The sequence below is a fragment of the Agromyces aerolatus genome, assembly GCF_031432255.1.
Taxonomy (GTDB): Bacteria; Actinomycetota; Actinomycetes; order Actinomycetales; family Microbacteriaceae; genus Agromyces.
In genome coordinates this window covers 109,514-135,126 of sequence record NZ_JAVKGQ010000011.1, presented here as the reverse complement: position 1 = coordinate 135,126, position 25,613 = coordinate 109,514, and the positions used below count along the sequence as shown (strand labels likewise).

General features: G+C 68.0%; 22 protein-coding genes, 1 tRNA gene and 2 pseudogenes. 8 read left to right on the top strand and 17 right to left on the bottom strand.

Annotation, left to right across the window (positions count from 1 at the left end):
* Window positions 1-582: 582 nt before the first annotated feature.
* From RH864_RS14130 to RH864_RS14115, 4 genes are all read right to left on the bottom strand, one after another.
* The gene (locus RH864_RS14130) at window positions 583-3,297 is read right to left on the bottom strand and encodes an ExeM/NucH family extracellular endonuclease (protein WP_310518201.1); all 2,715 of its coding nucleotides are present in this window, start codon (window positions 3,295-3,297) and stop codon (window positions 583-585) included.
* Between the two features lie 373 nt (window positions 3,298-3,670).
* Window positions 3,671-5,014, bottom strand: a complete 1,344-nt coding sequence (locus tag RH864_RS14125) for a LysR family transcriptional regulator (RefSeq protein ID WP_310518200.1) — start codon at window positions 5,012-5,014, stop codon at window positions 3,671-3,673.
* Window positions 5,015-5,141: 127 nt separating this feature from the next.
* Window positions 5,142-6,107 carry an alpha/beta hydrolase gene (locus tag RH864_RS14120; protein ID WP_310518199.1) on the bottom strand — a complete coding sequence of 322 codons (966 nt, stop codon included), beginning with the start codon at window positions 6,105-6,107 and terminating at the stop codon, window positions 5,142-5,144.
* Between the two features lie 131 nt (window positions 6,108-6,238).
* Entirely contained in the window at window positions 6,239-6,934 is a 696-nt protein-coding gene (locus RH864_RS14115) for a TetR/AcrR family transcriptional regulator (RefSeq protein ID WP_310518198.1), read from the bottom strand.
* A 71-nt stretch (window positions 6,935-7,005) separates the two neighbouring features.
* Between RH864_RS14115 and RH864_RS14110 the strand changes: the two genes are divergently transcribed.
* Complete coding sequence (locus RH864_RS14110; RefSeq protein ID WP_310518197.1) at window positions 7,006-7,920, top strand: alpha/beta fold hydrolase; 915 nt, start codon at window positions 7,006-7,008, stop codon at window positions 7,918-7,920.
* Window positions 7,921-8,228: 308 nt separating this feature from the next.
* Here RH864_RS14110 and RH864_RS14105 read toward each other — a convergent pair whose 3' ends face one another.
* From RH864_RS14105 to dcd, 3 genes are all read right to left on the bottom strand, one after another.
* Window positions 8,229-8,582, bottom strand: a complete 354-nt coding sequence (locus tag RH864_RS14105) for a hypothetical protein (RefSeq protein WP_310518196.1) — start codon at window positions 8,580-8,582, stop codon at window positions 8,229-8,231.
* A 103-nt stretch (window positions 8,583-8,685) separates the two neighbouring features.
* The gene (locus RH864_RS14100; RefSeq protein WP_310518195.1) at window positions 8,686-10,548 is read right to left on the bottom strand and encodes a glycosyltransferase family 39 protein; all 1,863 of its coding nucleotides are present in this window, start codon (window positions 10,546-10,548) and stop codon (window positions 8,686-8,688) included.
* Between the two features lie 182 nt (window positions 10,549-10,730).
* Window positions 10,731-11,336, bottom strand: coding sequence for a dCTP deaminase (gene dcd / locus RH864_RS14095; protein ID WP_310518194.1), 606 nt, complete (start codon window positions 11,334-11,336; stop codon window positions 10,731-10,733).
* Window positions 11,337-11,480: 144 nt separating this feature from the next.
* Between dcd and RH864_RS14090 the strand changes: the two genes are divergently transcribed.
* A tRNA-Gly gene (locus RH864_RS14090) sits at window positions 11,481-11,551 on the top strand.
* Window positions 11,552-12,656: 1,105 nt separating this feature from the next.
* On the opposite strand, the gene RH864_RS14085 is transcribed toward RH864_RS14090, so the two are convergent.
* Complete coding sequence (locus RH864_RS14085) at window positions 12,657-13,193, bottom strand: PucR family transcriptional regulator (RefSeq protein ID WP_310518206.1); 537 nt, start codon at window positions 13,191-13,193, stop codon at window positions 12,657-12,659.
* Between the two features lie 138 nt (window positions 13,194-13,331).
* Window positions 13,332-13,982, bottom strand: a pseudogene (locus RH864_RS14080) (IS256 family transposase); the annotation flags it as partial.
* A 66-nt stretch (window positions 13,983-14,048) separates the two neighbouring features.
* On the opposite strand from RH864_RS14080, the pseudogene RH864_RS14075 reads away from it, so the two are divergent.
* Window positions 14,049-14,426: pseudogene (locus tag RH864_RS14075) on the top strand (transposase); the annotation flags it as partial.
* Window positions 14,427-14,450: 24 nt separating this feature from the next.
* The gene (locus tag RH864_RS14070; RefSeq protein WP_310518193.1) at window positions 14,451-15,206 is read left to right on the top strand and encodes a hypothetical protein; all 756 of its coding nucleotides are present in this window, start codon (window positions 14,451-14,453) and stop codon (window positions 15,204-15,206) included.
* On the opposite strand, the gene RH864_RS14065 is transcribed toward RH864_RS14070, so the two are convergent.
* Together RH864_RS14065 and RH864_RS14060 are read right to left on the bottom strand one after the other, a co-directional pair.
* A complete protein-coding gene (locus RH864_RS14065; RefSeq protein WP_310518192.1) occupies window positions 15,207-15,569 on the bottom strand; it encodes a hypothetical protein in 363 nt (120 codons plus the stop codon).
* Window positions 15,566-15,982 (bottom strand): hypothetical protein, encoded by a 417-nt coding sequence (locus tag RH864_RS14060; RefSeq protein WP_310518191.1) that lies wholly within the window; start codon window positions 15,980-15,982, stop codon window positions 15,566-15,568. Before RH864_RS14060 ends, RH864_RS14065 begins: the two co-directional genes overlap by 4 nt.
* A 76-nt stretch (window positions 15,983-16,058) precedes the next feature.
* On the opposite strand from RH864_RS14060, the gene RH864_RS14055 reads away from it, so the two are divergent.
* Complete coding sequence (locus RH864_RS14055; RefSeq protein WP_310518190.1) at window positions 16,059-16,499, top strand: hypothetical protein; 441 nt, start codon at window positions 16,059-16,061, stop codon at window positions 16,497-16,499.
* Between the two features lie 17 nt (window positions 16,500-16,516).
* Window positions 16,517-17,518 carry a hypothetical protein gene (locus RH864_RS14050; RefSeq protein ID WP_310518189.1) on the top strand — a complete coding sequence of 334 codons (1,002 nt, stop codon included), beginning with the start codon at window positions 16,517-16,519 and terminating at the stop codon, window positions 17,516-17,518.
* On the opposite strand, the gene RH864_RS14045 is transcribed toward RH864_RS14050, so the two are convergent.
* The 4 genes from RH864_RS14045 to RH864_RS14030 all read right to left on the bottom strand — a co-directional run bounded on the left by RH864_RS14045 (window position 17,502) and on the right by RH864_RS14030 (window position 22,238).
* Window positions 17,502-18,383, bottom strand: a complete 882-nt coding sequence (locus RH864_RS14045; protein ID WP_310518188.1) for an NAD(P)-dependent oxidoreductase — start codon at window positions 18,381-18,383, stop codon at window positions 17,502-17,504. The two genes, RH864_RS14050 and RH864_RS14045, sit on opposite strands and share 17 nt — an antisense overlap.
* 10 nt (window positions 18,384-18,393) lie before the next feature.
* Window positions 18,394-19,779 (bottom strand): four-carbon acid sugar kinase family protein, encoded by a 1,386-nt coding sequence (locus tag RH864_RS14040; protein ID WP_310518187.1) that lies wholly within the window; start codon window positions 19,777-19,779, stop codon window positions 18,394-18,396.
* Between the two features lie 102 nt (window positions 19,780-19,881).
* Window positions 19,882-21,252, bottom strand: a complete 1,371-nt coding sequence (locus tag RH864_RS14035) for an MFS transporter (RefSeq protein ID WP_310518186.1) — start codon at window positions 21,250-21,252, stop codon at window positions 19,882-19,884.
* A 74-nt stretch (window positions 21,253-21,326) separates the two neighbouring features.
* Window positions 21,327-22,238: an alpha/beta fold hydrolase gene (locus RH864_RS14030; protein ID WP_310518185.1), complete on the bottom strand. Its 912-nt coding sequence runs from the start codon at window positions 22,236-22,238 to the stop codon at window positions 21,327-21,329.
* 82 nt (window positions 22,239-22,320) lie between these two features.
* Here RH864_RS14030 and RH864_RS14025 point away from each other — a divergent pair, with 82 nt between their 5' ends.
* Window positions 22,321-23,091: an IclR family transcriptional regulator gene (locus RH864_RS14025; protein WP_310518184.1), complete on the top strand. Its 771-nt coding sequence runs from the start codon at window positions 22,321-22,323 to the stop codon at window positions 23,089-23,091.
* Window positions 23,092-23,190: 99 nt separating this feature from the next.
* Here RH864_RS14025 and RH864_RS14020 read toward each other — a convergent pair whose 3' ends face one another.
* Entirely contained in the window at window positions 23,191-24,045 is an 855-nt protein-coding gene (locus RH864_RS14020; RefSeq protein WP_310518183.1) for an LLM class F420-dependent oxidoreductase, read from the bottom strand.
* Window positions 24,046-24,873: 828 nt separating this feature from the next.
* Here RH864_RS14020 and RH864_RS14015 point away from each other — a divergent pair.
* A complete protein-coding gene (locus RH864_RS14015) occupies window positions 24,874-25,356 on the top strand; it encodes a hypothetical protein (protein ID WP_310518182.1) in 483 nt (160 codons plus the stop codon).
* On the opposite strand, the gene RH864_RS14010 is transcribed toward RH864_RS14015, so the two are convergent.
* Window positions 25,345-25,494 (bottom strand): hypothetical protein, encoded by a 150-nt coding sequence (locus tag RH864_RS14010; RefSeq protein ID WP_310518181.1) that lies wholly within the window; start codon window positions 25,492-25,494, stop codon window positions 25,345-25,347. The two genes, RH864_RS14015 and RH864_RS14010, sit on opposite strands and share 12 nt — an antisense overlap.
* Window positions 25,495-25,613: the final 119 nt, after the last annotated feature.

The following is a 25,613-nucleotide window of genomic DNA, read 5'->3' as shown; positions in this document are numbered from 1 at the left end:
CCAGCCGCCACCACCTCGAACCGTCCCGATCCGCGAGCGCGAGACTCGAACACCCCCAACTCGAGCCGTGCCGCCGTGCGGCCACCTGGCCGCCCGGCCGCCGCGCAGCCCAAGCGAACGGTCGCACATGGCGGGTGCAACGGACCCCCACCCACCATCCGCGCCCGTTCGAGAAATCCTGGGCACGCACCGCGACGCCGAGCGCACGCCCCAGCCGCCACCACCTCGAACCGTCCCGATCCGCGAGCGCGAGACTCGAACACCCGCACATCGACACGGCACGGCGACGACTGCACACGAATCACCTACGACACGCGACATGTCCCGCCACTCCTACCCATGTCGACCGCACGTGCGTCGCCGCGATCGAGCCGCGCAGCCCAAGCGAACGGTCGCAGATGGCGAGTGCAGCGCGCGCTCACCCACCATCTGCGCCCGTTCGAGAGTTCCGGGGCACGCACCGCGCCCGGGCACCGTCGGAAACTCGGAAACGACGACGAGCCGCCCCGCGCGTGCGGGCGGCTCGTCGTCGGCTCGGCTTCGGTCGGTTCGGCGACGCGCGTGACCGCGCGCCGCGGGCGCCTACCGGTCGAACAGCCAGAGGCCGCGCAGCCCGACGTTCACCGTCTCGGTCGCGGTCGTCGTGTTGCCCGCGGCATCCGTCGCCCGGTACTCGAACGTGTAATACCCGCGGAGCACCGCGCGCACCTTGAACTTCGTGTCCGACAGCTGCTGGATGTCGGCGCGGCTCGACCCGTGCGCCTCGGCCGACACGAGCTCGACCGTGACCTCGCCCGAGTCATCCGTCGCGTCGACCTTGAGGTTCACCGTCCGCCAGCCGCCCGTCGGGATCAGGATGCGACTCGGGTGCGCGTCGACATCGAGCTCGGGCGCGACCGTGTCGGGCGGTGTGAGCGCGAGCCCGACGATCACCGGGTCGTGGTCGCTCGACCGGAACGCGTCGGGCGCGAACAGTGCATCCTGCGCGGGCTGCTTGAACGTCATGTCGTAGTCGATGAGGCTCGGCTCGTCGGCGTTGATGTGCCACACCGCGGCGCCCGTCACCGACGGCGCAAGGGCCGACCCGGCGAGCGCGTGATCGAGGTACCCCAGCCAGCCGTCGAAGATGTACGAGTACGCCTGGTCGCCCTGGAACTGCTTCACCAGGTCGGTGTAGCCCGCGCCCGTGAGGGTCGCGATCGGGTCCTCGTAGTCGTACGCGTTCAGGTCGCCGATGATCAGCTCACGCCCCGCGCCCTGCCCGGTCGGGTCGCCCGCGAGCCAGTCGGCCATGGCGGCCGCGGCCTCGGTGCGCACGCCGTTGCAGTTGCCCTGCCCGTTCGGGTCGAGCGGGTCGCCGACCGCCTCGCAGCCCGACCCCTTCGACTTCAGGTGGTTCACCACGACGGTCACCGTCTCGCCCGTCGCGGTCGACGCGAACGTCTGCGCGAGCGCGGGCCGGTTGAAGTCGTCGAGGAAGCGCGGGTCGTCGGCCGTGTCGAGCGATTGGAACGCTCCCTGCGGCGTGACCGCAGCGGGCTTGTAGATGAGCGCGGTCGTGATCTCGTCGGTGCCGAGCACGCCCGTCTCGATCGCGGCGTACGTGCTGTCACCCACCGCCGCGTTGAGCGCGCCGGCCAGCGCCTGCACCGCGGTGCCGTTGTTCTCGATCTCGATGAGGCCGACGACGTCGGCGTCGATCTCGGCCAGCGCCGCGACGATCTTGGCCTGCTGCCGCGCGAACTCTTCCGGGGTGTCGGCGCCGCGCCCGTCGAGCGACGTGAAGTAGTTGAGCACGTTGAAGCTCGCGACCTTCAGGTCGCCGCCCACGTCGGGCACCGCCGGCCGCGGGTTCGCGACCTCGAAGTCGGCGCCCTGCGTCGGCTGCACGGCCCACGTGTCGAACCGGTAGTCGAGCACGCCCGTCGCGCCGGTCACGAGGTCGCCGCTGCGGAACGTGTTCTCGATCGTGAACGGCTCGCCGTTGGGGTGGATCGCGGGGTCGGGGTTCTCGCGGCCGCGGCCGTCGTCGAGCACGATCGCGTCGCGCAGGTTGGCCTCGGCGATCGCGAGCGCCTCTGTCGAGCCGGGCACGGCGACGGCCGTCGGCTGGTCGAGCCGGGTCGTGCTGAGCGAGACCTGGCCGTACCGGCCGTACTCGAAGGTCTCGCCGATGACGAGCGTCTGCGGCAGGGTGACGAGCATGCCCTCGAACGCCTCGTGCGCGGCCGGGTCGAGCGGCAGCTCGAGCACGGTCGCCTCGGGCGGCGCGGCGCCGGTCTCGCATACGGCGACCGCCGACGCGGTCACCTGGGTGAGCCCGAAGTACTCGCCGACCGTGCCCACGACGTGCACGACATCGCCCGACGCGACGTCCATGCCGCCCGGGGAATACACGAACACGCCGTCCGAGGTCGCCGGGTCGCCGTCGCCCGCGTCTTGCAGGTAGTACCCGTCGAAGCCGCCGTCCTGGAAGTCGCCTACCACGACACCCTCGACCTCGACGGTCGCGCTCACGATGGGCGAGGCGTCACCGGCCCCCTGCACCGAGCCGATGGGCACGACGGATGCCTCGCAGTCGGCCTCGACCGGATCGGGCCCGCCGCCCGCCTCGGTCGTGTTCTCGGCGCCGGGCGTGTTGACCGCCTCGCCGTCGGTGAGCGTGCCGGTCTGCCCCGGGATGCCCGCGAGGTCGAAGTCGTTGCGTACCCAGTCGCCCGTGGCATCCGCGTCGACACCGTCGGGGATGCGCGACGCACCGCCCGGCGCGAAAGGCTGGCCGTCGTAGCTCACGCCGAGCGTCACGGGCCCGTACGCGCGGTCGCCCGCGCCGCCGTCGTGCACCGCGATCGAGTCGACGACCGTGAGCCCTGACGTATCGTCGATCACGCCGTCGTCGTCGGCGTCGAGGTCGGTGCCGAGCGCCGGGAAGCCCTCGCCGGTGACGAGCAGCAGGCTCATCGTGCCGTTCTCGAGCGCGTTCGCCGGCAGGCTCGCAAGCGCGCGCCCGTCGGCGTCGGGTGCGCCGAACGAGATCACCTCGTCGACCACGCCGAACACCGGCGCATCGCCCTCGATCTCGAGCACGCGGTACGTGCTGAGGTCCGCGCCCGGCGCGGCGAGCAGCTCGACGTATTCGACGTCGGTGCCCGCGGTGCTCGCGGAGAACTCGTTGATGACGGGATGCTCGGCCAGCGCTGACTCGGCGGCGGCGGGCGGCGCAGCCGCGAGCACCCCCGCCCCGAGCACGGCGGCGGCCACCACGGCCACGGTCGATCGACGGACGGAACGAGGCATGCGCGACTCCCCAGGCTCACACGCGGAAGCCTGGTGGCCCCCGAACTGGGGTCAGGCTAGCGGTGGCCACCGACACCCCGGAAGACCCCGCCCGGCAAAGAATCGGTGAACGCGCACATTCGCACCGGCGGATGCCCCGCCCGCACATCTGCGCACGTATCCCCCGTTGGTCGAGTAGTGAACGCCAGCGAGCGTATCGAGACCCCGGTGCGCCGCCCTCGGAACCGGGTCGCGGGTCTCGATACGCGTGCTCCTTCGTCGCTCGCTACTCGACCAGCGGGGAGCGTGCTCCTTCGTCGCTCGCTACTCGACCAGCGGGGAGCGTGCTTTTCCGTCGCGCGCTGCTCGACCGACGGGGTACTCACGTCGGGGATCAGTGCAGCGCGAGCGTGTACAGCGTGCGCGCCAAGGTGTAGCGCGTGCGCCCGCGCGGCGTACGCGGGTCGTAGCCGAGCGTCGAGGTGAGCGATGACGCGCGCGCCTGCACGCTCGAGTGGTGCATGCCGAGGAGCGCGGCGGCGGCGCGAACGCTGCCGGTCTCGGCGAGCGCGTCGAGCACGCGTCGGGCGCGCGGGTCGAGGTCGGCGATCGCGATCGCGTCAGGGTGGGGGGCGGATGCCTCGTCGGCGGCCTCGGCGAGCATGAGGAGTGCGCCGAGGTCGGCCGCGTCGACGAGGGGCTCCCCCGCGCTCGAGAGGCGGAGCGCGATGAGCGCCGACGTCCACGACTCGGGGAGACGGTCGGGCGGGAGCGCGAGCCCGACTCCCGTGCGCGCAGGTGCGTCGCCCGACGCATCCGGAACCTCCTGCGCCGCCGCGACCGGCGCACCGGGCGCGTCCGCCGCGTCCGGTGCATCGGACCGGACGAGGGTCGCACGCATCAGACCGTGCGGCGTGGCGACGATCGCGCTCGGCGACCGCGGATCGGACGGACCGTCGGCGGGGCGTGCGACCGCCCGCACCGCTGCGAGCCCGTCGAGCCGGAGTCGCGCGAGCGCGCGGCCGCGTTCGTCGGCACTCGCGTGCGGGTTCACGGCGGTCTCGACGGCGCCGGCCCCATCGGCGGCCGAACCCCGCGTGGTCGTGATGCCGATCGCGATCGCGAGCCGTTCGAGCACCATCGCATCGTTGGCGTGCGGCGCCCCGTCGCGTTCGATCCAGACCACCCCGTCGGAACCGACCGGGCGCGCACGCCCCGCCCGCGAGGCATCCGCCGGCACCCACGGACCCGCCGGCACGGCGGTATCGGCCGGCACCACGGCGGCAGCCGGCGCCGAGGTCTCAGCTACCACCGAGGCACCCGCCCGCACCGTCGCACCCTCTGGCACCGAGGTATCGACGGGCCGCGAGGCATCTGCTCGCTCCGAGGCATCCGCCGGCCGCGAGGCATCCGCTCGCCCCGAGACAACCGCTCGCCCCGAGACATACGTCGACCGCGAGGCATCCGCTCGCCCCGAGACATCCGCCCGACCCGAGACATCCGCCGGCCGCGGGGCGTCGGCCTGGTCGGCCGGTAGCCGCCTGCCATCCGGGCCGATCCGCAGCCGGCGGCCGGCCGACGCGAACCCCGCGGGCGCCGCGGTGAGGGCGGCGGCGCCGCGGAGCAATGCCTCGACGGACACGCCACCGGCGACCAGCGCATCGAAGTAGGAGATGACCTTGAGCGACTCGCTCGCCTCGGGGTCGAGCGCGGTCAGTCGGCCCACGAGTTCCTTCATGGCGGCTCCATCGCGTCGTGACGTCCACCCTATCGACGGCGAACGGTCGAAGATGGCGGGTGTCTCGCGCTCGGACCCGCCATCTTCGACCGTTCGATGCCCGGTCCGCCGAGCAGAAGCCGGGCGGCTAGACGCCGAGCACTCGGGCGAGCCAGCTCTCGCGCGCGGCGATGGCCGCCTGCGAGAGCGCGGCCTGCGGCGCGAGCCCGTCGAAGCCGTGGAAGCCGCCCGCCCAGACGTGCAGCTCGGCCTGGACGCCCGCGGCCCAGAGGGCCGTCGCATACGCGACGTCCTCGTCGCGGAACACCTCGGCGCTGCCGCAGTCGATGTACGCGGGCGGCAGACCCGACAGGTCGGTGGCGCGAGCGGGCGCGGCGTAGATCGAGACGTCGTCGGTGCCGCGCCGGTCACCGAGCAGCGCGGTCCAGCCGGTGACGTTCGAGCCGCGGTCCCACACGCCGACGCCGTCGATCTGCGCGGTCGAGACCGAGGTGTCGCGGTCGTCGATCATCGGGCACATGAGCAGCTGGCCGGCGAGCGCGGGCCCGCGGCGGTCGCGCGCCAGCAGTGCGGTGCCCGCGGCGAGCCCGCCGCCGGCGCTGCCGCCGCCGATGATGAGCCGGTCGGGGTCGATGCCGAGCTCGGCCGCGTGCTCGCCGGTCCACACGAGGCCGGCGTAGCAGTCCTCGACCGGATACGGGTCGGGGAACTCGGGTGCCAGCCGGTACTCGACCGTCACGACGACGGCATTGTGCTGCTCGATCAGGTCGAGGAAGCCCGTGACGCCCATCCACCGGTCGCCGATGATCATGCCGCCACCGTGCGTGTGATAGATGCCCGGGCCCGTCCCGGTGCGCCCACGGCGGTGGATGACGGTCACGACGATCTCGTCCCCGTCATGGCCGGGGATCGCCACGTCGCGGTACTCGATGCCGCGCTCGTCGAGCAGCGCAGGAACCTCGGATCCGGTCATGCCGCCACGCAGGGCAGGGATCAGCTCGGCGGTGAACGTCTGCGGCATCTGCTCGCGGATGAGCTCGAGTGCGGCGGCCAGCTCGGGGTCGAACGGCGGCCGGGTCAGGGTGTCGGTCATGAGAACTCCATCGTTCGGGGCCACCTCGTCGTGGCGCGTGCCCCTCATCCTGGCCGACGCGGCGAGCCCGGGCCGCCGCCGCCCGCGGCGGGTTCTGCGCCGCCGGACCGCCGGATGGCGGGGTGCGGGCGCTAGGTGTCGGTGCCGGTGCGGGGCGGCGGGGACTCGAGCGCGGCGCCGGGTGCGAGCACGAGCTCGGCGATCGCGGGATCGGCGCCGAGCGCGAGCAGCCGGTCGCGGTAGGCGCGGCGCGCGCGGCGGTGCGGCAGGTCGTCGTCGTGGATGACGGACATGAGGTTCATCCACTCGAATGTGCCCTGGAGCTCGAACGCGAGCTGGTCGGGGTCGTCGAGGCCGGGCAGCTCGCCCTGTGCCACGGCGAAGCGGGCGGAGGCCGCGAGGTAGCCCAGCCAGCGATCGAGCTGCTGCGCGATCGCGTCGCGCACGGGACCGGGCTTGGCGTGGAAGTCGGCGGCCGCCGCCGAGAAGAAGCAGCCGCCCGGGAAGACCCGGTCCTCCGAGTAGGTGACGACGCGGTCGAGCAGGGCGGTCAGCCGGCGGATGCCTCGGGGTTGCACCCTGGCCGGCTCCACCACGGTGGCGGCGAACCGCTCGGCCGCGGTCTCGACCGCCGCGAGCTGAAGACGTTCCTTCGTGCCGAACAGGGTGGCGACGCTCGATTTGCTGAGGCTCGCCGCGCCGGCGATGCGGCCGATCGAGAGCTGGTCGAGGCCCTCGAGGGAGGCGAGGTCGACGGCGTGCGCGAGGATCGCCCGCCGCGAGGCATCCCCCCGGGCACGGCGGCCGTCGATCGCGATCTCGCTCATGTCTTCAGTTTACGCACGATCGTGCGTATAGTTGCCGTACGATCGTTCGTATTTCTTTCTCGGAGCCCGTCATGCATCCCACCGCCATCGCCGCCCTCGCCACCGTCTCGGCCGCGCGAGCCGCCGACCGGGTCTCGCCGCGCGCCGCTGCGCGGCTCGCGCTGCCGCTGTTCATGAGCTCCCGACCGCGACGCCCGGTGCGACCGCACGAACGCGCGGTGCACGAGCAGGCGCGCCGGTCGATCATCCGGGTGCGTGGGCGCGACGTCGCCGTCTCCGAATGGGGACGCGGCGGCGAGACGATCCTGCTCGCCCACGGCTGGCGCGGGCGGGCGGCGCAGTTCGCGCCGCTCGTGCGTGAGCTGCGCGCCGAGGGGTTCGGGCTCGTGGCGTTCGACGCGCCCGCGAACGGCGACTCCGGCGGGCGGCGCACCGACATCCGCGACTGGCTCGCCACGATCGAGGCGCTGCAGTCCCGGCACGGACGGTTCCACACCATCGTGGGGCACTCGTTCGGCTCGCTCGCCGCGCTCAGCGCGGTGCGCGAGGGGGTCGCGGCCGGCGGCGTGGTCGCGATCGCGGGGATGTCGAGTGCGCGGTACCTCGTGGACGCGTTCGGCGACCGCGTCGGACTCGGGGCGGCATCCCGCGAGGCACTGAGCCGGTCGTTCGTGCGCCGCGTGCAGCCCGGTGCGGACCCGGCAGCGGCCTGGCGCCGGTTCGACGCCGCCGAGCTGCCGCTCCCGTCCGAGGTGCCGTTGCTCGTCGTGCACGACCGCGACGATCGCGAGGTCGCAGCCGGCGAGGCCGAGCGCCTGCACGCCGCCCACGGCGAGCGCTCGCGGCTCGTGCTCACGAGCGGATCGGGCCACACGCGCGTGCTCGGGTCGGATGCGGCGCTCGATGCGGTCGTCGCGTTCACGACGGCCGGACTCGCCGGCGTCGACGCCGCCGGCCTCGGCACGCGCACCGCCGCCGTCGGCTGACCGTTCGCCGCGCCGCGCCCGCGCGCCGGGCCGCCGGGTAGCCGGGTACTGCGACCGGGCCACCACCGACGTGCTGCGCCAGCACCGACCGTCGCACGCGGCGCGGACGGTCACACGTGGCGCGGACCGCAGCACGTGGCGCGGACGGCCAGCCCGCACGCCCGCCCGCCGGGCTCCACGACCGCGCCACTACTGACGCGCTGCGCCACTACCCACGTGCGGCGCCACCAGAGACGTGCTGCGCCGCGCCCGACCGTCGCACGCGGCGCAGACGGTCACACGTGGCGCAGACAGCGCGGGCGCGCAGGTCAGCGGAAGAAGACGTTCGCGGGGCGCGTGTACAGCAGCACGAGGCCGATGACCGCGAGCACCGCGGAGAACAGCGCCGACCAGAAGGTGAACGGAGAGAACAACAGGAAGACCGCCCCGAGCAGGTTCAGGATGAACACGATCGTCACGACGATCCGGGCCGCGTTCGATCCGCGGAACAGGCCGAGACTCACGATGATCGTCACGATCCCGATGATCAGCGCCCACACGCCCGCGGCGAAATTGTCGCCTCCGGGCAGCATCTGGATGATCCCGCCGATGATGTTCAGTGCACCAGAGATCCAGGCGATCACCGCGACCAGGGTGACGCCGACCGGACGTTGACCTGCCATGAGCCTTCTCCTTCGAAGCGGGGTCGCCCTCGGCGCCCTGATGACACTCACGGTAGCGATCCGGAGGCAGCGCCGCCAGTATCGGCGCGGCGAAGAGCCCGCGTCAGCGGGCGCGCTCGAAGCGCAGGACGGCGAGCCGCGAGAAGTGCTCGGTGTGCACGAGCCGGTACCCCTCGGTGCGCAGCAGATCCGGGTCGGTCGGCGTGACGCGCTGCTCGTCGCCGCCGCGGGCGGGGCCGGTGTGGTCGATCGCCCACACCGTCGCGCTGCGCAGGCCGGGCGCAACGGTGTCGAGCGGGGCGACCTCGTCCCAGAGCCCCGGCAGGTCGTCGTACGCGGTCACGAGCTGGGCGTCGATGAGCCCGGCGAAGTGCTCGGGGTAGAGCCGCAACGCGAGGCGCGGCTCACGCGAGCGCCGGTCGGCGAGCCCGAAGAGCACGGTGTCGCCGGGACGCGCATGCTCGCCAACGTACTCGGCGACCGCACGGAAGTCCGCGCCGCCGTCCTTCGCCCGCTCGGTCCGCTGCTCGAGGTACGTGGGCAGCGCGACGAGCGCGAGCACGACGAGCAACGCGCCGGCGATCGCGCGCTCGGCCACTCTGCGCGACACCGGTGCTGGCGCTGGCGCGGCGGGCGCGACGGCTTCCTTGGGCACGCCCGCCCCACCCGAGGCATCCACCCCACCCGAGGCATCCGCCCCACCCGAGGCATCCGCTCGCCGGGGCTCGCGCGCGGCGCGAGGCGCATGCGGCCGACCCGACGCACCGGCCGACGCCAGCCGCGCGAGGCGCGAGGCGCCCGCGCGCGCGACCGCGTCGATGCCGAGCGCGATGAGCAGCGCGACCGCGGGCAGGGAGAACGAGACGTACCGCGGGCTGTACGCCTTGGTGACCAGCACGTCGACGAGGATGAGCAGCGCGGTCGGCAGCACCAACCAGGCGAGCGTCGGCCACAGACCCGGAGCGGGCCCCGCACGCCCGCGCGCCGCGAACGCGGCGGCCACACCCATCACGGCCAGCGCCCATCCGACGAGGGCGACGCCCGGGGTCACGAACCATTGCGTGACCGCGAGGTGCTCGAACCGCGCCCAATCGCGCAGCGCGAGGTACGCGAGCTGATCGCGCTGACTCACGGCCAGCGCGACGAACGGCAGGGCGAGGGCGACGGCGCCCGCGAGGCTCGCGATCCAGCGGCCGACCAGTGCGCGGGCCGGACGCGGCTGCGTCGTCACGAGGACGGCGGCGTGCACGAGGACGAGCAGCAGCAGATGCAGGAAGAGCACGACGGATGCCACGAGCCCCAGCCCGTACAGGGCCCACCGCCAGATCGCGGTGCGCCGGTTCCGGATCATCGCCGCGAACGCGACCGTCAGCCAGACCGCCGCTGCCGCGGCGAGTGCGTACGATCGCGCCTCGGTCGCGAGGTAGGTGGTGCGCGGCAGGATGGCGCACACGAGGCCGGCGACGATCCCGACGCCGGGCGTGAACCAGCGGGCGCCGAGCACGACGACGCCCGCGGCGAGCGCGCCGACCGCGAGCGCGCTCGGCAGACGGGTCGACCATTCGGCGGCGCCGAACACGCCGACCCAGAGATGCAGGAACGCGTAGTACAGCCCGTGGACGGCGTCGACGTGTCCGAGCATGGTCCACAGGCTCGCCCAGCCGCGCTCGGCCGACATGACGCTCGCGGCCTCGTCGCCCCAGTATGCGGGCACGCTCGCGCCGGCGAAGCCGATCGCGGCCGCGATGACGCCGACGATGGCGGCGGCCCAGCGGGTGCGGGTGGCCCTGGCGGTGGTGGGGGCGGATGCCTCGGTGTCAGGACCTGCGTCGGCGGCGCCGCCGCGCACGTCGGCGTCGGCGTCGGCGTCGGCGGCGGCGGCGAGATCCGCGCCGGCATCGGCGTCGGCGGGCGGATCGGCAGGCGCGTCAGCCCGGCGAGCGCTGTCGCCGAGCGGAATGGTCATCTAGGCAGAGTACTGAGTATTCCTCTCGTACGACGTGCAAGCGTATGCGGTCGCGAGCCGACAGCGCCGGCGAGGCATCCGGACGATCGATTCTGACGCCGGAACCGTGGCCGCGCGCGGTGCCGGCGAGGCATCCGCTCGCGCAACGCGCGCGCCCGCGGGAGGCGAAGCCGCGCGCGCAGTCAGTTGCCGGGCGCGCCCGCCTCGGTGACGCCGACGTCGGTGCGGTGGAAGCTCTTGAACGACCGCGACGCGGTCGGGCCCCGCTGCCCCTGGTAACGGCTCGCGTAGTCGGCCGAGCCGTACGGGCGCTCGGCGGGCGACGAGAGCCGGAAGAAGCACATCTGCCCGATCTTCATGCCGGGCCAGAGCTTGATCGGCAGGGTCGCGACATTGCTCAGCTCGAGCGTCACGTGGCCGGTGAAGCCCGGGTCGATGAACCCGGCCGTCGAATGCGTGAGCAGGCCGAGCCGGCCGAGCGAGCTCTTGCCCTCGAGGCGCGCGGCGACGTCGTCGGGCAGCGTGACCGCCTCATACGTCGAGGCCAGCACGAACTCCCCCGGGTGCAGGATGAACGCCTCGTCGGGCCGCACCTCGATCAGATGCGTGAGCTCGGGCTGATCCTCGGCCGGATCGATGAACGGGTACTTGTGGTTGTCGAACAGCCGGAAATAGCGGTCGAGCCGCACGTCGATCGACGACGGCTGGATCATGCCGGGTTCGTACGGCTCGAGCCTGATGCGCTCGCGATCGAGCTCGGCACGGATGTCGCGGTCGGAGAGCAGCACGCGAACAGCCTAGCGAGGGGCGGGGTGGGGTACGCGACGCGGTGCCCGCTGGGGAGAACGCGCACGGGCGCGGCGCCGCGAGTTGCTAGCATGGTGGATGCGGCGTCCGGGTGGCGCCGCGTGAAGCCGCCGCGAGGCGGCTCCGCCGATGTAGTTCAATGGTAGAACTTCTGCTTCCCAAGCAGACAGCGCGGGTTCGATTCCCGTCATCGGCTCCGATTGTGGGATCGCGGGAGTGTTCAGTTCCCTCGCGAAACATTCGCCGAACGGCCAAGTAGACGTTTAATGCACGTAATTGATTGCATAAAAGGCGGAGCACAGCTCGATTCTCGGCAAGTGGCGGAGCTAGGAGGCACGCCGAGTGTGATTCTGCGCGTTCGCGTCCAGGCACTCGACGTGGACGCACTGTCCCAGGGGCCCAGGAAGGAACCCGTGGTCAAACGCAATGTTCGGGCTGTCACGCCGGCGTTAGTTGCGGCCGTTACCCTCGGCCTTGGACTCGCCCTTCAGCGCCACCACTTTTTCGTTACGGGCACGTTAAAGCTGCAGCGCGACCACTGCCGTGGCCCTGTGCGGCGGCGGCGGGCAGGGCCACGCACTCATCATCAAGAGGTAGTTGCCAAGGTTCCCGGCACTCCAATGGACACGTCATCCGGAGCTCCTGTTGGCGACCAGCCACGTCGCGATGTCCCGATCGATGAGGCTTGCAAGCCTCACGTACAAGGTGAGTCCCGCGGTCGTGATCCGTCGTCGCTCACCCGGAAGCGGGAGTCCGTCCAGCAGTGGTTCATGATGCGCTGCGCGATTGCCGAGCGCGTGGACATCTTTCACGACGGCCAGGGTCCACGTCCGGGTGAAGCGCTGACCAGCCATCTTCGCGATGGCCCGTCCGCCTGGGAACGCGTGCCGGAGCGAAGCACGCCACAGGAGCACGCCACTGGAGCTCATAGCCGACGCGCCGCTTCAGCAGCCCCCTCCCAGCGTCGCCGTCAGACTCAAGCAGATTGCGCCTTCACTCGGCGCGGCTCCCGCGGCGCCCAGTCCAGAGGGCGCCGCGTCGCCTGCTGTTCCTCTTCAGCGGAACGCTCCGCCGGAACGGCGGAATCGCGTAACCGATAACAGGTCGACGGCGCCCCACGTTCACTGGTGGGGCGCCGTCGCCGTCTCCCATGCTCGACCGAACGTACGGCGGTGGAGCATGGTGACACGGTACGGCCAGCAGAAGTTCGCCGCCTGACCGGATAAAACCCGGCGCGACAGAGTTGGAGCTCTGCGTCCGCTCGCTCAGGCATACCTGCTCAGCTCAACGCCCCAGAGCGTCTAGTTGTCATGCGCGTAGATCTGCAACTGCAATGCGAGTCGGGACTCGGGGTCGCCGAGGTCGACCTGACTGAGTTCTGCGATCCGTCGCAGGCGGTATCGCACGGTGTTGTTGTGGACGTGCATCTGCGCCCCCACGACAGCGGTGTCGCCGAATCCATCGAAGTAGGCGCGAAGAGTGGGCACATACTCAGTGTGGTACTCGCGGTCATGATCGATGAGGCGCTGGAAGGCCGGAGTGACGGCCGAGCGTCGACCGGCGACGAACTGCTTGATGTCGGAAAGCAGCACACGCGCCTGGACGTCTTCGAAGAAGACGACGGACGACTCGGTGGGACTCAGGTCGAGGCATTGATCTGCCTGAAGCTTGCCGGCCGGAAGGTCCGAATCGACCGTCAGCTCGTCGCTCAATCCAGCTTTGAGCGGAACCCCGAGAGAGCGACTTGCACGGATGAGGCAGTCATCGAGGATGTGGCCGAGCGAACTGCGAGCCGCCTCTTCGTGAAGCTCCACGAGAACATACGCGCGTCCGTCCATGGTGGTGGCAGTGGCGTTCCACCGATAGGCCCGGAGATGCTCGACGAGCAGGCTTACCAGCCGGTCATCGTGGGCCGGGTCGGGTCCCGCGCCGCCGATCTCCTGCGCTGCGACCACGACCACACGCCCATCGGGAGAGACGCCGTCCATATCGACCCCGATCGCGATGTGCGCGGCCTTGTTCCGCACGTGCGCGCCGTCGCGGACCTTGATCACCAACGCGTCCAGGTAGATCACCGGGTAGAACGCCTCGAGCGGCCGCTGCTGCCACGCGTAGACCTCGTCGAGGACTTCGTCGGTGATCTTCGAGATCGTTTCCCGGGAGAGCTCCGTGCCGATCGTGGACGCCAGATGGTGCTCGATATCGCGGACCGTCATCCCGCCGGCATAGAGCGAGATGATCATGTCGCCCAGCCCGCCAAGACGCCGCTGCCCCTTCGGCACCAACCGTGGCGTGAACGACCCGTCACGGTCCCGCGGCACCGACAACTCGACATCGCCGACCTCGGTTCCGATGGTCTTGGACCCGTACCCATTCCTGGAGTTCTGGTACAGCCCGGCTTCCGGGTCGCCTTTCTCGTATCCGAGGTGCTCGGTCAGCTCGGCTTCTAGGCCGCGCTCGAGCGCGGCTTTGATCAGGCCTGGGATGAATCCGCTATCGCCGGTCAGTTCAACTTCGCCGGCGTCGATCTTCGCGAACAACGCATCCAGCGCGCCGGACGCGGTCAGCTCAGTGGCGATATCCGCACTCGACGGACGGGTAACGGTCGAGGGTAGCTCATCAGTCATGGACATTAGTATCTACTTTCGATCAGACCGACCCTCACACAGACAATCTGACACCCCCGATGTTTCCTGCCACTGATGGCGCACCTCCGCGTCGAGCGGGACGTCGGCCGACCGCGGACCCGTCCCGACGCGGTCCGTGGTGACAAGGCGTACTCGTCCCGCGCGATCCGCTCCCACCTCCGCGCCCGCGGGATCAAAGCCGTCATCCCCGAGCCCGACGACCAGAAGGGCTACCGTCGGCGGCGTGGATCTCGCGGCGGCCGCCCGGTCGCCCTGGACACGATCGATTACCGCCACCGCAACGTGATCGAGCGCCGCTACTGCCACCTCAAGCAATGGCGGGGCCTGGCCACCCGCTACGACAAGCACGCCGTGATCTACCGCGCCGCAGTCGTCCTCAACGCCGACATCGCCTGGACCAGGGCTTTGTCAGACACGCCCTAGCCGCGTGGCGACAGGGGCGGCGACGTGAGCCGCCACCGCAGCGACCGCCCGTGGACACTGGCGGTGTCGCTCGGGCTTCCGCTCAGCGTCGTCGGCGCGTCCGCCATGGCGATCTCCTATGCGACGCTGATCGATGTCGCACGCGTCAACGGGATGCCGCTGCCCGAGCTGTTCCCGATCCTCATCGACGTCGGCACCGTCGCACGCATGATCTCCGCAGCCGAGTTCCGACGTCGCGGCATCGGCGGCAGCTGGCTCGCCTACCTGACGTTCTCCGCGCTGTCCTCACTCTCGGTGTTCGCCAACGCGACACACGCCATCGGCGCCGCCAACCTGGCCGCGACGACCATGGGTGTCGCCGTCCTGATCGCCGCGACACCGCCGGCCGCGCTCTTGGCAATCACCCACCTCGTCATGCGACTCGTTCCTGTGGCTGCTCCGGAGCGAATAGCAGCCGAGCAGCAGCCCGCGCGATTGGCCACAGCCACCCAGGGTGCGATCGCCCCGCGGACAACGTCCGCACCGGTCGAGTCACCGAATACCCCGGGAACGATGGCGCCGCACGACGTGCGCGCCATTCCGGAGCCGACTGACAATCAGCGGCGCGAGGCTTCTCCGAGCGGACACGAGCTCGACGAACGCCTACGAGCCGCGATCAGATCGGGCAGCTTGCCAACAGGTCGCGAAGTCGGAGCATGGATGGGCGGGAAGTCTGCGCGCACCGGTCAGCGCTACATCGCGGCATTCGTGAAGACGAACGAGAAGGACATCGTCAGCTGATCAGCGATGAGTCGAGTGAGACGGGCTCTCGGGGGCCACAACGACGCCAACGTTCGGCCCGAGCGAGACGAACCGACCCGTTACCGCCGATCGGACGGTTCGGTTCATCGAAGACTTGAGGTTGCGAACCGTCGCGGCCTTCGATCTCCGACCGGGACGCGGATTGGCTTGAAGGACGATCAGTTCGTCCCCGTCTTGCGCAATCACCTCGCGATGGAGCGCCGCGGCTGCCGAACCCGCCGGCACCTCCGCCTCGACCAGCGGCGTCGCGGCCAGGGCGGCGACCTTCGCGGATACGGTCTCATTGTTGCGTTTGGCCAGTGCCACCTTCAGCCGCGCGGCGGCGATCTCGGAACGCTTCATGAGCCGTCGCCTTCCTGTGCACTGATCAGCACCAAATCTGAGATTTCGTTCATCAACCTTACGTCCGATTCCGCCACGACGTACCCATCACGCTTGGCGAGCCTCGGGTCGCTCAGACGCTCGAGCGCCAGCAGACCGAGCATCTTCCGGTTCTCGTCCTCCGACAGCGCGGCGCCGTATGCCAATTCGAGTCGCTTCCAGAGCTGATCTGCACGCGAGATGCGCCGCTGCACCATGACACCGACGACCGCACCAGCGAACGCGATGCCCGCGACGAGGATCGTCACGAGGATGGGCAGCGACCACGCCCACGGGTCCGATTCCTGCTGCAGTTGTTCGAGGCACGTCCCAAGCTGGTCGACCGCATCACGGAGCGATGAATCGTCCGACCGGCATGCGGCGCTCAGGAACATGAGAAGACCGTATCTACTCAGCGGGGGCCGCCATCGCGCCCTGTGGATAGTGCGCGCCGGCCTGCATCGATGACGCATGGATCAACACACTCATTCCCAGCTCCCAGCTGACTGGTGGGCCTTAGGGACGCCGCAGCGCCACCTCCTCCTCACCGACCTGTGGGAGTTCACCCGCAAGCTCGTCCGCTCGTATCGACTCCCATCGCCGATCGTGCCGCCGTGCTGGTTTCGCCATGACGAGCTGATCCAAGAGCTGCTCGCGTTGAAGCAGTATCGCGAGGACCAGTTCTCTCAGCCGTCCCAGGGAGCCGCGTTCGACTTCCACGGCCAGCTCCAGTTATGGATCGCGCGGATGCGGTTCTGGGTCGTCGAGACCGGATGCACCGGGAATGAGCATGTCGCGAAGACCCCGCCGATGTGGATCGTTCCGGGCAGCGTGGCGGCGGTCCGCGCCGAAGCGGCGCTGGACGAACTGCTCGGTGGCGACAAGCTCGTGGCGACGGGAGCCGACCGATGAGCCGGCACCGTAGACCCGTGAAGCGGCCGCAAATGTCGGCGCGCAACGTTACCGCGCTCGTGATCCTCGCCCTCTGCGTTGCGCTGCTGGCAGCCGTGCTCCTGATCTCGCACAACGCCAGAACGGCGCCGCATTCCGCGGTGGAGGTGCAGGTCTCCACGAGTCCCTCCTCGCCCAGCACCGAACACGATCGGCCGCCCGCGATCGCCGAGAACGGCCAGGTCGACATCGGCGGGCCCGGCATCCCCGCGAACGTTGACGGCGTGGTTGACCCCGCGGAGCCAGAAGCCACCCCTGATCCCGAGACGGGCCTCGCACCGTGGCCGGCGGAGGTGCCGCTGGCGGATCTCACGACGCCGATGCTTCCTGGCGTTCCCGTGGGCGAGTGTGCCTCGCCCGCAAGCGTTCTTGGCCGCGCAATGGGGAATGCGATCGTGGCCTATCTCTTCACCTGGGACACGACGAAGACATCGTTCGCCGACTGGGTCGCCCCCATCGAGCGCGAGTGGAGCCGAACGGCCGGTTTCTATGGAGGCGAAGGCTCGGACGGGAAGTACGGCGCGTACACCTTCGCCGATCGACTCGCCTGGCTCGATCTCACCCCCGAAGCCTGGTCGGCGTTCGAGGCGGACCACGCGAATTCCGAAGTCCGTGTGAACGCCGTCACGACCGCGATGAGCGGCAAACACAACCTGCAGCTGGTATACACCGTCACGGTCACGCGGTCGGGCGCGGACGGCCTGAGCGTCTCCAGCACCCGCGATGTCGAGATCTGGCTCACCGCGCCGTGTCCCCACGACGACTACGGCATCGCGGGGAACGTCGAGACGGATTGGGACCTGACCGGGCTCCAATTCTGGGACGAAGCGCTCTGTTCCTATGCCGCGAGTCTGGCCCACGACTGCTCCGACAACTCCCGTACCGCGGCCGCCAGCGACGCGACCCTGATCGCGCCGCTGCGCGAGAGAGGGGAAAGAGCATCAACTATGGCGCAGCTTCGGACTATAGGTAGCGTGTGATGATCGATGAGTCGTCCTTTCTGCCGAGTCCTGCTGCACGTGCTTCCTCAAAGACGCTTGCTGCACTCAGGGCGACCCGACTATCCATCCCAACGGCGGCGGCGGCAGCCGCCACCATGTTCATGTCTTTGACGAAGATGTCAACGGCACTCTTCGGATCGTCGAACTCCTCATTGACCATGCGCTGACCACGATCAGCGAGCATAAAGGAGGCTGCGGCACCGCGCCGCACGGTCTCCCACGTGTCCCGGACGTCAACACCCAGATGATTGGCCAACGCGAGGGCTTCTGCCGCGGCAGCGATGTGAACACCGCAAAGAAGCTGGTTGACCAGCTTCACCACCTGCCCCATCCCGGGTAGATCTCCTACGGTTCGCACGGTGGAACCGAGGGTCCCGAGGATCTCCTCACCGAACTCGGCGTCTTCAGGACGCGCCGACGTCATGATCAAGAGATCTCCTTTGCCGGCCCTGGCCACTCCGCCGCTGACCGGAGCATCGATCAGCCGGACACCTGATGTCAGCGCGCCGGCGTCGAGCGCCCGAACCACATCGGGGCCGAAAGTCCCCATGACTAGGACCGTTGCGCCCTCAGGCAACAGATCGAAGGCTCCACCGGGACTCATCAAGACGTCACGCGCTTGATCTGGCGTGGACACCATGCAAATGATCGTCGTCGTCCGCGCGGCGAGGTCAGCGATCGACGGGACGAGGGTGACCTGTCTCAGCGCGTCAGGTGGCGGCGGGAACGGATCGTATCCGAAGACGACATAACCTTCGCTCGCGATCCAGCGTGCCATGGGGGCACCCATGGCTCCCAATCCGATGAATCCGACTGACTTGGTGCGAGATGTGGAAATCGACATTGGTTCGCTTTCAGATGGAGGTCGGGACACGGGGGCGAACTCGCTCCACCACTTCCGCGAGAGAACTTGGCGTTCCGACGTTTCCCGGGAAGATGACGAGCGTCGGCCCGTGGGCGCGGTTATCGTCGCCAAGCGGCTGGATGAGTGACACCATTCCGTCTAGAACCGGGCCGAGAACCCAAGCTCGACTGGTCCCGAGAGCATGGGTCGCGATGTCGTGAGACGTGATGCCGCCCTTGGCGATGATCGCAGCAGGCGCAACCGTTGCCAGTATGGCCCGCGCTACCTCGACGATCGCGGCCGAAACCGTGTGCGATATCGCCAGGCTTTCGTCCTTGTTTGCCCCGGTCAACACGACTCGAGATGTCTGGAGGACTACGTCGCGGCCCGCCCTTATAGATGTGGTGCACTCCTTGACAGCCCTCATAAGCGCCAGCGCACGCCCGTTCAGAATGTCCGTGACGTCGAGCGTTATCGCATCTATAAGGCGGTGCTCACCGAGCATCCGGACCTGCTGATTCGTAAGATCGGTGTGCGAGCCGACGACGATGAGAGCCCCGCGCGGAGATTTCGTGGCCGGAGCGGCGGTCGGCGTCGCCGGAAATATCCCGCACCGCAAAGGGACAAAAGTCGGGCCACTGCGGAGGAGGAAATTTCTGCCCTCGGCTTCAAGATCCGATAGAGCCAGCGCGGCTGTCACAAGGTCTGCTGGATCTACGGCGTCAACGGCGATCACGGCTGGCTGAGATGACTCTCTCCTCAGATAGTCCTCCATCGCGCGAGCGACCACGACCCGCCCGCCGGTACGAATCTGCTCGAGATCGACGACCAACACCGATGCGGCTGGGACGTCGCCTCCGGTTTTCTCCTCGACCCATCGGGGCAGATAGCTCGAGGTGTAACCGAAGGTCGCGTCATTCGCGTACTCGGTCTCACCCGCGGGGATCCAACGCTCCTTGGCCCAGACCAGGTGAGTGCCGTTCACCGTTACGCGTCCCGCCTCCGGGTAGGCGGGACATAGCACCACCGCATCGATCTCGATACCTGCCTCTTCACGCCAGGCGTCGAGTATTGCGTCGGTTTCTAATGGGAAGTGACCGCGCAGCGTGGAGTCGCCGCGGCTGAGCAGCCGAACCGGGATACCTGTCTTTGCGGACGCTCTGGCGATCGCACGCACGGCTTCGTCCGTCACCGTCTTGGCTTTCGGGGCGGGCAGAGATCTCGAGTTCGTAAGCACATAGAGAAGCCCGTGAGTGGCGGCTTTGAGCCCCCACTCGAGATCCGCTTCGCTCCAAGAGGTAAGGAGCGGAACGTCTCCGGACGGTTGGGCTCCGGTCGGGTCGTCGTCGATGGCCACGAGGACGGTGCGGTTCGCGGAGCGCGCGAGCTCCGCCATTGCAGCCGCATCCAGTGGGCGTTGTGGTCGCTCGGCCGGCGACAGCAGGGTATCCGCCGCCGGCCGAACGTCTGCTTGAGACTTCAAATCAAGTGTCCTATGTCAGTGCGCAGCGGGCGCGACGTCCGGGTATCGGCGTGCGTCCTCAGCGTCCAGCGTGCGCAGTTCGAGGCCCTTGGTCTCACGAGTGGTCGCAACGATCACAAACGAGATAACAGCTGCTGCGAGCAGGTAGAAGCCGATGGGGATTGCGGACTGATACTGGTTGAGCAGTGCGGTAGCGATCAGCGGCGCGAAGGAACCGGCAATCACAGACGTGACCTGATACCCGATGGAGACCCCGGTGTAGCGGACACGCGTGGGGAACAGTTCGGCCATCATGGCAGGCATGGGGGCATAGACGAGCGCGTGGACGATGAGGCCGAGCGTTATCGCTGTGACAATCAGCACGTTGTCTCCCGTGGCCATGAGGGGCCAGGCTGCGAATCCCCATACCGCAGCCAACGCGGCGCCGGTCAGGTAGAGCGGCTTCCGTCCCACTCGGTCGGCCATATGCCCGACGATGGGAATCGCGAAGAAGTGCACGGCGTGTGCGATGAGGACCAGGAGAAGGACCCGTGTCGTGTCAATCTCGACGACGATCTTCAGATATGTGATCGAGAACGTCACGATGAGGTAGTAGAAGATGTTTTCAACGAGCTTCATCCCCATCGCGGAGACGACCCTCCGGGGGTAGCGCCGGATAAGTGTCCAGGCTCCAATTCGCTTCTGTCCGGTTGCCGCGGCGTGCTCCAGCTGCTCCTGGAAGATCGAGGCGTCCTCGACTTTGCTGCGGATGTAGTAGCCGATGATCACAATCAATGCGGATGCCCAGAATGCGATGCGCCAACCCCAGGACAGGAAGGCTTCCTGGCTCAGCGTCACGCTGAGTACCGTGAGGACAAGGGTGGCGAGCAGATTGCCGGCGGGCACACCGGCCTGCGGCCAGCTCGACCAAAATCCTCGGCGCTCACGCGGCGACGTTTCTGCGACGAGTAGAACCGCACCGCCCCATTCCCCGCCAAGGCCAAACCCTTGCAGGAAGCGCAACACGACCAAGATGACTGGTGCCCAATACCCGATCGCTGGAAAGCCGGGAATGCAGCCCATCAGGAAGGTTGCGACGCCGACGATGAGAAGACTCACCTGTAGCAACCGCTTCCGTCCATATAGATCGCCGAAGGCACCGAACACCAAGCCGCCGAGCGGCCGAGCGAAGAACCCGACAGCGTAGATCAGCAACGCGCTGATGATGCCATCGAGGAGGTTGCCGGTTTGAGGGAAGAAGAGTGTCCCGAACACGAGTGTTGATGCCGTCGCGTACAGGAAGAACTCGTACCACTCCGCGACGGTCCCCGCCATTGAGGCGTAGACCACCGTCTTGAGTCGTTGATTGACCGTGGGCTTTTTCGCTGCACTGTCCGCGATTGTCATGATGGCTCCGCTTCGTTGAGGATTGGTGATGCCGTGGAATCGAGCCGATTGAGGTTCATCGATGGCCGTGACCGCTAGCTCTGGTGAATGGTCTCGAGGATGACTTCCGCGACCTGGGCGGGAACTTCGCGCTGGGGAAAGTGGCCGATCCCCGGCAAGTCGACGCGGCGATAGCTGGAGCTGACTCGCGTCTCCCACTTGATCGCAGTCTCGGGTCGAGTGCAGTAGTCGTCCAGCCCCTGGATGTGGGTGGTCGGAACGACAATGTCAGGCATCGACTCGACGAACTTCTGCCTCTCCCGATACGTGTCCGTGCCCGGAGCTCCACCCCACCGATAGCGGTAATAGTGAAGGACCGTGTCAACGAACTGAGGGTTCTCAAACGCCGGCGCTGCCTCTTCAAAGTCGCGCTCGTCGAAGTCCCAGTTGGGGGACCACACTCGCCACAGGTGTCGGCAGAAATCCTTGGTCTCCGCGCCGAGCAACGCCGCCCCGTGCGGCGTGTTGAACAGCCACTGGTACCAAAAGGACGACACCTGTGTCATCGAAAGCTCAGTGATCGGTGTGGCCTCGTTGTATCCGGTACCGAGAGTCACGAGGCTCAGCACTCGCTCTGGCCAGAGGCCAGCGAGCGCGTATGCGGCACGGCATCCCCAGTCGCTCCCCACGAGATGGAAGCGATCGACACCCAGGTGGTCAGCAAGCTTGACCACATCCTCAGCGAGCGCGGAGGTTTCTGCGGACACCTCGTATCCGGCGCGGACGAGAGTCGGTCCGTGACCTCGGATGTATGGCCGGATGATCCGCAAGCGCTGCTCCTTGAGCTCCGCCACGACGCCGTCCCAGGTCGCGGCAGTGTCCGGAAATCCGTGTAACAGGAAGAGAGGTGCACCATCCTCCGGACCGTCGACCTCGTAGCCGATACTTATGTTCTCGAAATCCGCGTGTTCGATGGTTCGGCTCCAGGCTTTACCGAGCGACGTCATGGGCTCTCCTGTCTTCGTTGACGCGTGTGCGGATCTGACGGTAGAACTTGCTCAAGAACGGCCCACCATGCAGACTCATTGAATGAGTCGAACTGCCTTTCCAGAATCCGTACTTGAGCGGGTCCTGCGAGTCATTGAGGCGGTGGGCGCTGCTCCGGAAGCGATTTCACGTCGGGAGATCGCGGCTGTGGCGGGACTGCCCAAGGCGACTACGAACCGACTTGTCGCCCAGCTAATTGGCGAGCGCATCCTTCAGCCAGCACCCACGGGCGTTCGACTAGGTATTCGCCTGTTCGAACTGGGGAGCCTTGCCGAGCGGCAGGGCATTGGGCTGCATGACGCATCGCTGCCTCACCTTGAGGACCTGTACGAGATCACGCATCAGACCGTGCAGGTGGGAGTGCTCGACGATCTGGAGGTCGTCTACCTCCAGAAGATCTCGGGGCAGCGCAGCAGCCACCTCGATACGCGAATCGGCGCGCGCATGCCTCTCAACTGCACCGGCTCCGGGAAGGTCCTACTCGCGTTCTCGTCACCTGAATTCCTCGACAGACTCTTGGCAGAGCGGGGCCTCACAACGCGGACGCCGCGTTCCATCTCCGATCCGGACGCACTTCGCAGACATCTCGCGGTCGTGCGCCAACAAGGGTACGCCGTCGACGACGAGGAGTTTCAGCTGGGCACAACATCAGTATCCGCGCCCGTCTTTCAAAAGGCGGAGGTGGTGGCCGCTGTCGCGCTCTCCGGCCCAACCGAGCGCATCAAGGTGGCCAACGCAGCGATGGCAGTGCGAGCCACCGCCGCGGCTGTCACCCGCAGCCTCGACCGACGGCAAACTCACGAACGGAATTGACCGTACAGGCAGGGCTGCGCAGTTTGTGAGCACCTGAACAAGACACGCGCATGTATTCCTGCGGCCGTACGGGTCTGATGTCCGACGAAGCGGCAGCTGTCAGTGGGCCGCGGCGTTTCGGATATCCCGCCACTGAACCAGATCTCGAACCGGGGCTATGTCCCACTTCGGGGCCTCGAGACCGACGGTAAACAGGCGCGTGCCAGCTTCGTAGAGCGCCTGTGCGTGGGCAGGATAGTCATCGAGGTCTTCCGGAAATCGTCCCGGCTTGGGGCTGACTCCCGCCGACCGCACAATCTCTCGAGGATCTCGGCCAACGCGGCGGCACCAGTCATCCAGAACGCTGTGCTTGTGAGCCATCGTCTCTGCATCCCCGAAGCCATGCCAGATATCGGCGTAGCAGGCAGCAATCTTCAGAGTTCGCTTCTCGCCGCCGCCGCCGATGAGGATCGGGATAGGCTTCGTCGGCGGCGGATTGAGCAACTCCCATCTGGCTCGAATGACGGGAAGATCAGCTTCAAGCCGGTTCAGCCGCTCCGCGACCGTACCGAACTGGTAACCGTAGTCAACGAAATCTCGTTCCGTCCAGCCCGCCCCCAGCCCCAGGATGAGTCTGCCACCATCACCGCGATCGCTGATGTGATCAACGGTGCGCGCCATGTCCGCAAGAAGCTGTGGGTTGCGATAGGCAGTCGAACTCACAAGCACACCCAGGTCAATGGTGGTTGTGCTCTCCGCCCAGGCCGAGAGCATCGTCCACGCCTCGAAGTGCCGGCCATTCATGTCTCCTGAGAGCGGAAAGAAGTGGTCCCAGTTGAAGACAACGTCGGCGCCGATTCCCTCGACTATCGCCAGAGCGCGACGGATCTCACGATAGGTGGCGTGCTGCGGCTTGATCTGAACGCCGATACGTGCGCGCTCCGACCAGCGTCGGGAATCGACTACGGCATGCACCGAGCCCCCCGCTTCATTTGGGTTACATGGGACAACCGAGCACTCTCCTCGTGACTACCAGCGAAAACTTACGTGTCGCCCGCTCGGGACGTCCGTCCCGGCTCACTCACCGGTTCGCACGCCCGGGACCCCGCAGGTGATCGGTCAGACAGCGATCAGCTGAAATTATCTCTTGATCCGGGCTTTTGCTGATCAAAATCGTTATGTCAGCTCTGGGCGTCGTCGATGCGCGCGAGAGGCCTCAAGAAGGTACGTCGACTCCAGCCGTGCCGCAGTCATGCAATCATGCGACTCCTCGGGCAAGTACCCATGGGACTGGCTCATCCAGGACGCGTCGGAGCTCGAACACCTACGAGGCGTTCGTGGGGCTGGCGCATTCAACGGTGCGCACCTACCAGGGCATGGTCGAAGCGTTCTTTTCCTATGCCACGAGTCCTGCCTACGACTGGCCCGAGCAGTCAGCAGCGATGTTCGGGTCCGTGTACTTCCAGGTCATCATGGAGTTCAACCGGGTCAAGCATTCCCAGGGAACGAGACTCGACCCGAGAAGCGAGCTTCCACACGCCGCGGGTTGCAGCAGCTGTTCGATCTTCGCGACCTCGAGTATGATCGCGTGCTCGAGTCTGGCCGGAGTGGCGCGCTCACCGCCCTCCGCGACGCGGCCGCGTTCAAGGTCGCGTACGGGTGGGGGCTTCGTGCGTACGAGGTGAGTCGCCAGCAGATCGTTGACTTCTCCCCCAACTACTGGGCTCGCAATTCGGTGACTACGGCAATCTGCCCGTCCGATTCGGCAAGGGCGGCTCCGGCCAGACCTACAAACCGGGGAACGTGCTCACGGTGTTCGCCTGGTCTGCCGAGGTCGCGGACGACTGGCTCCACATCGGGCTGCCGAGGTACGGAGAGCCGGTCACCGACCTCTTCCCCACGAATAGAGGCGCTGTCGTTTCGACCTCGCATCTGTGGCGCAAGATGGATGAGCTCGTTCACGAACCCGGGTTTCCCCGGGGCGTTGATCTCCACTCACTGCGCCGGGCCTATGCGACGCACCTGCTGACGGAGTATCGATACGAACTTGAAGTTCGTTCAATATCAGCTCGGACACGAACGCGCGACGAGATCACGGCGCTCGTCGCGGCGAGCGACGCATCCGGGCTGCTCGAGCAACCCGGCATCGGAGCGATCAATGCCGCCGCAATCATCGTGTCTGAGCCCTGCGCGAGAGGAAGCGGCGAGTGGCTGCTACATGGCCGCAGATTCGAGCACACCGCGGCTCACCGCAGCTCACCCTCCCGCGGAAGCTCAACGATGTGAACCCCCGTGAGCCACCGTGAACCACCACTTGGTGAGGATCAGCCCTCGGATCGCCTCCCCCGCCGCCGCGGGATTCTTCGCGTGCACCTTCACCCCATAGGCCGGGATGCCCTCGTGCAGCCCGGGTACGAGGACCATGGCGGTCAGATCGTCGGTGAGACGAGAATGCACCCGAGAGGGGCTCTCCCCGCTCCTGTGTAGGAAGCCAGAGCTTCGCCGAGCCTTCGTCAGCTCGGGGAGATCGACGGCGTCGTGAA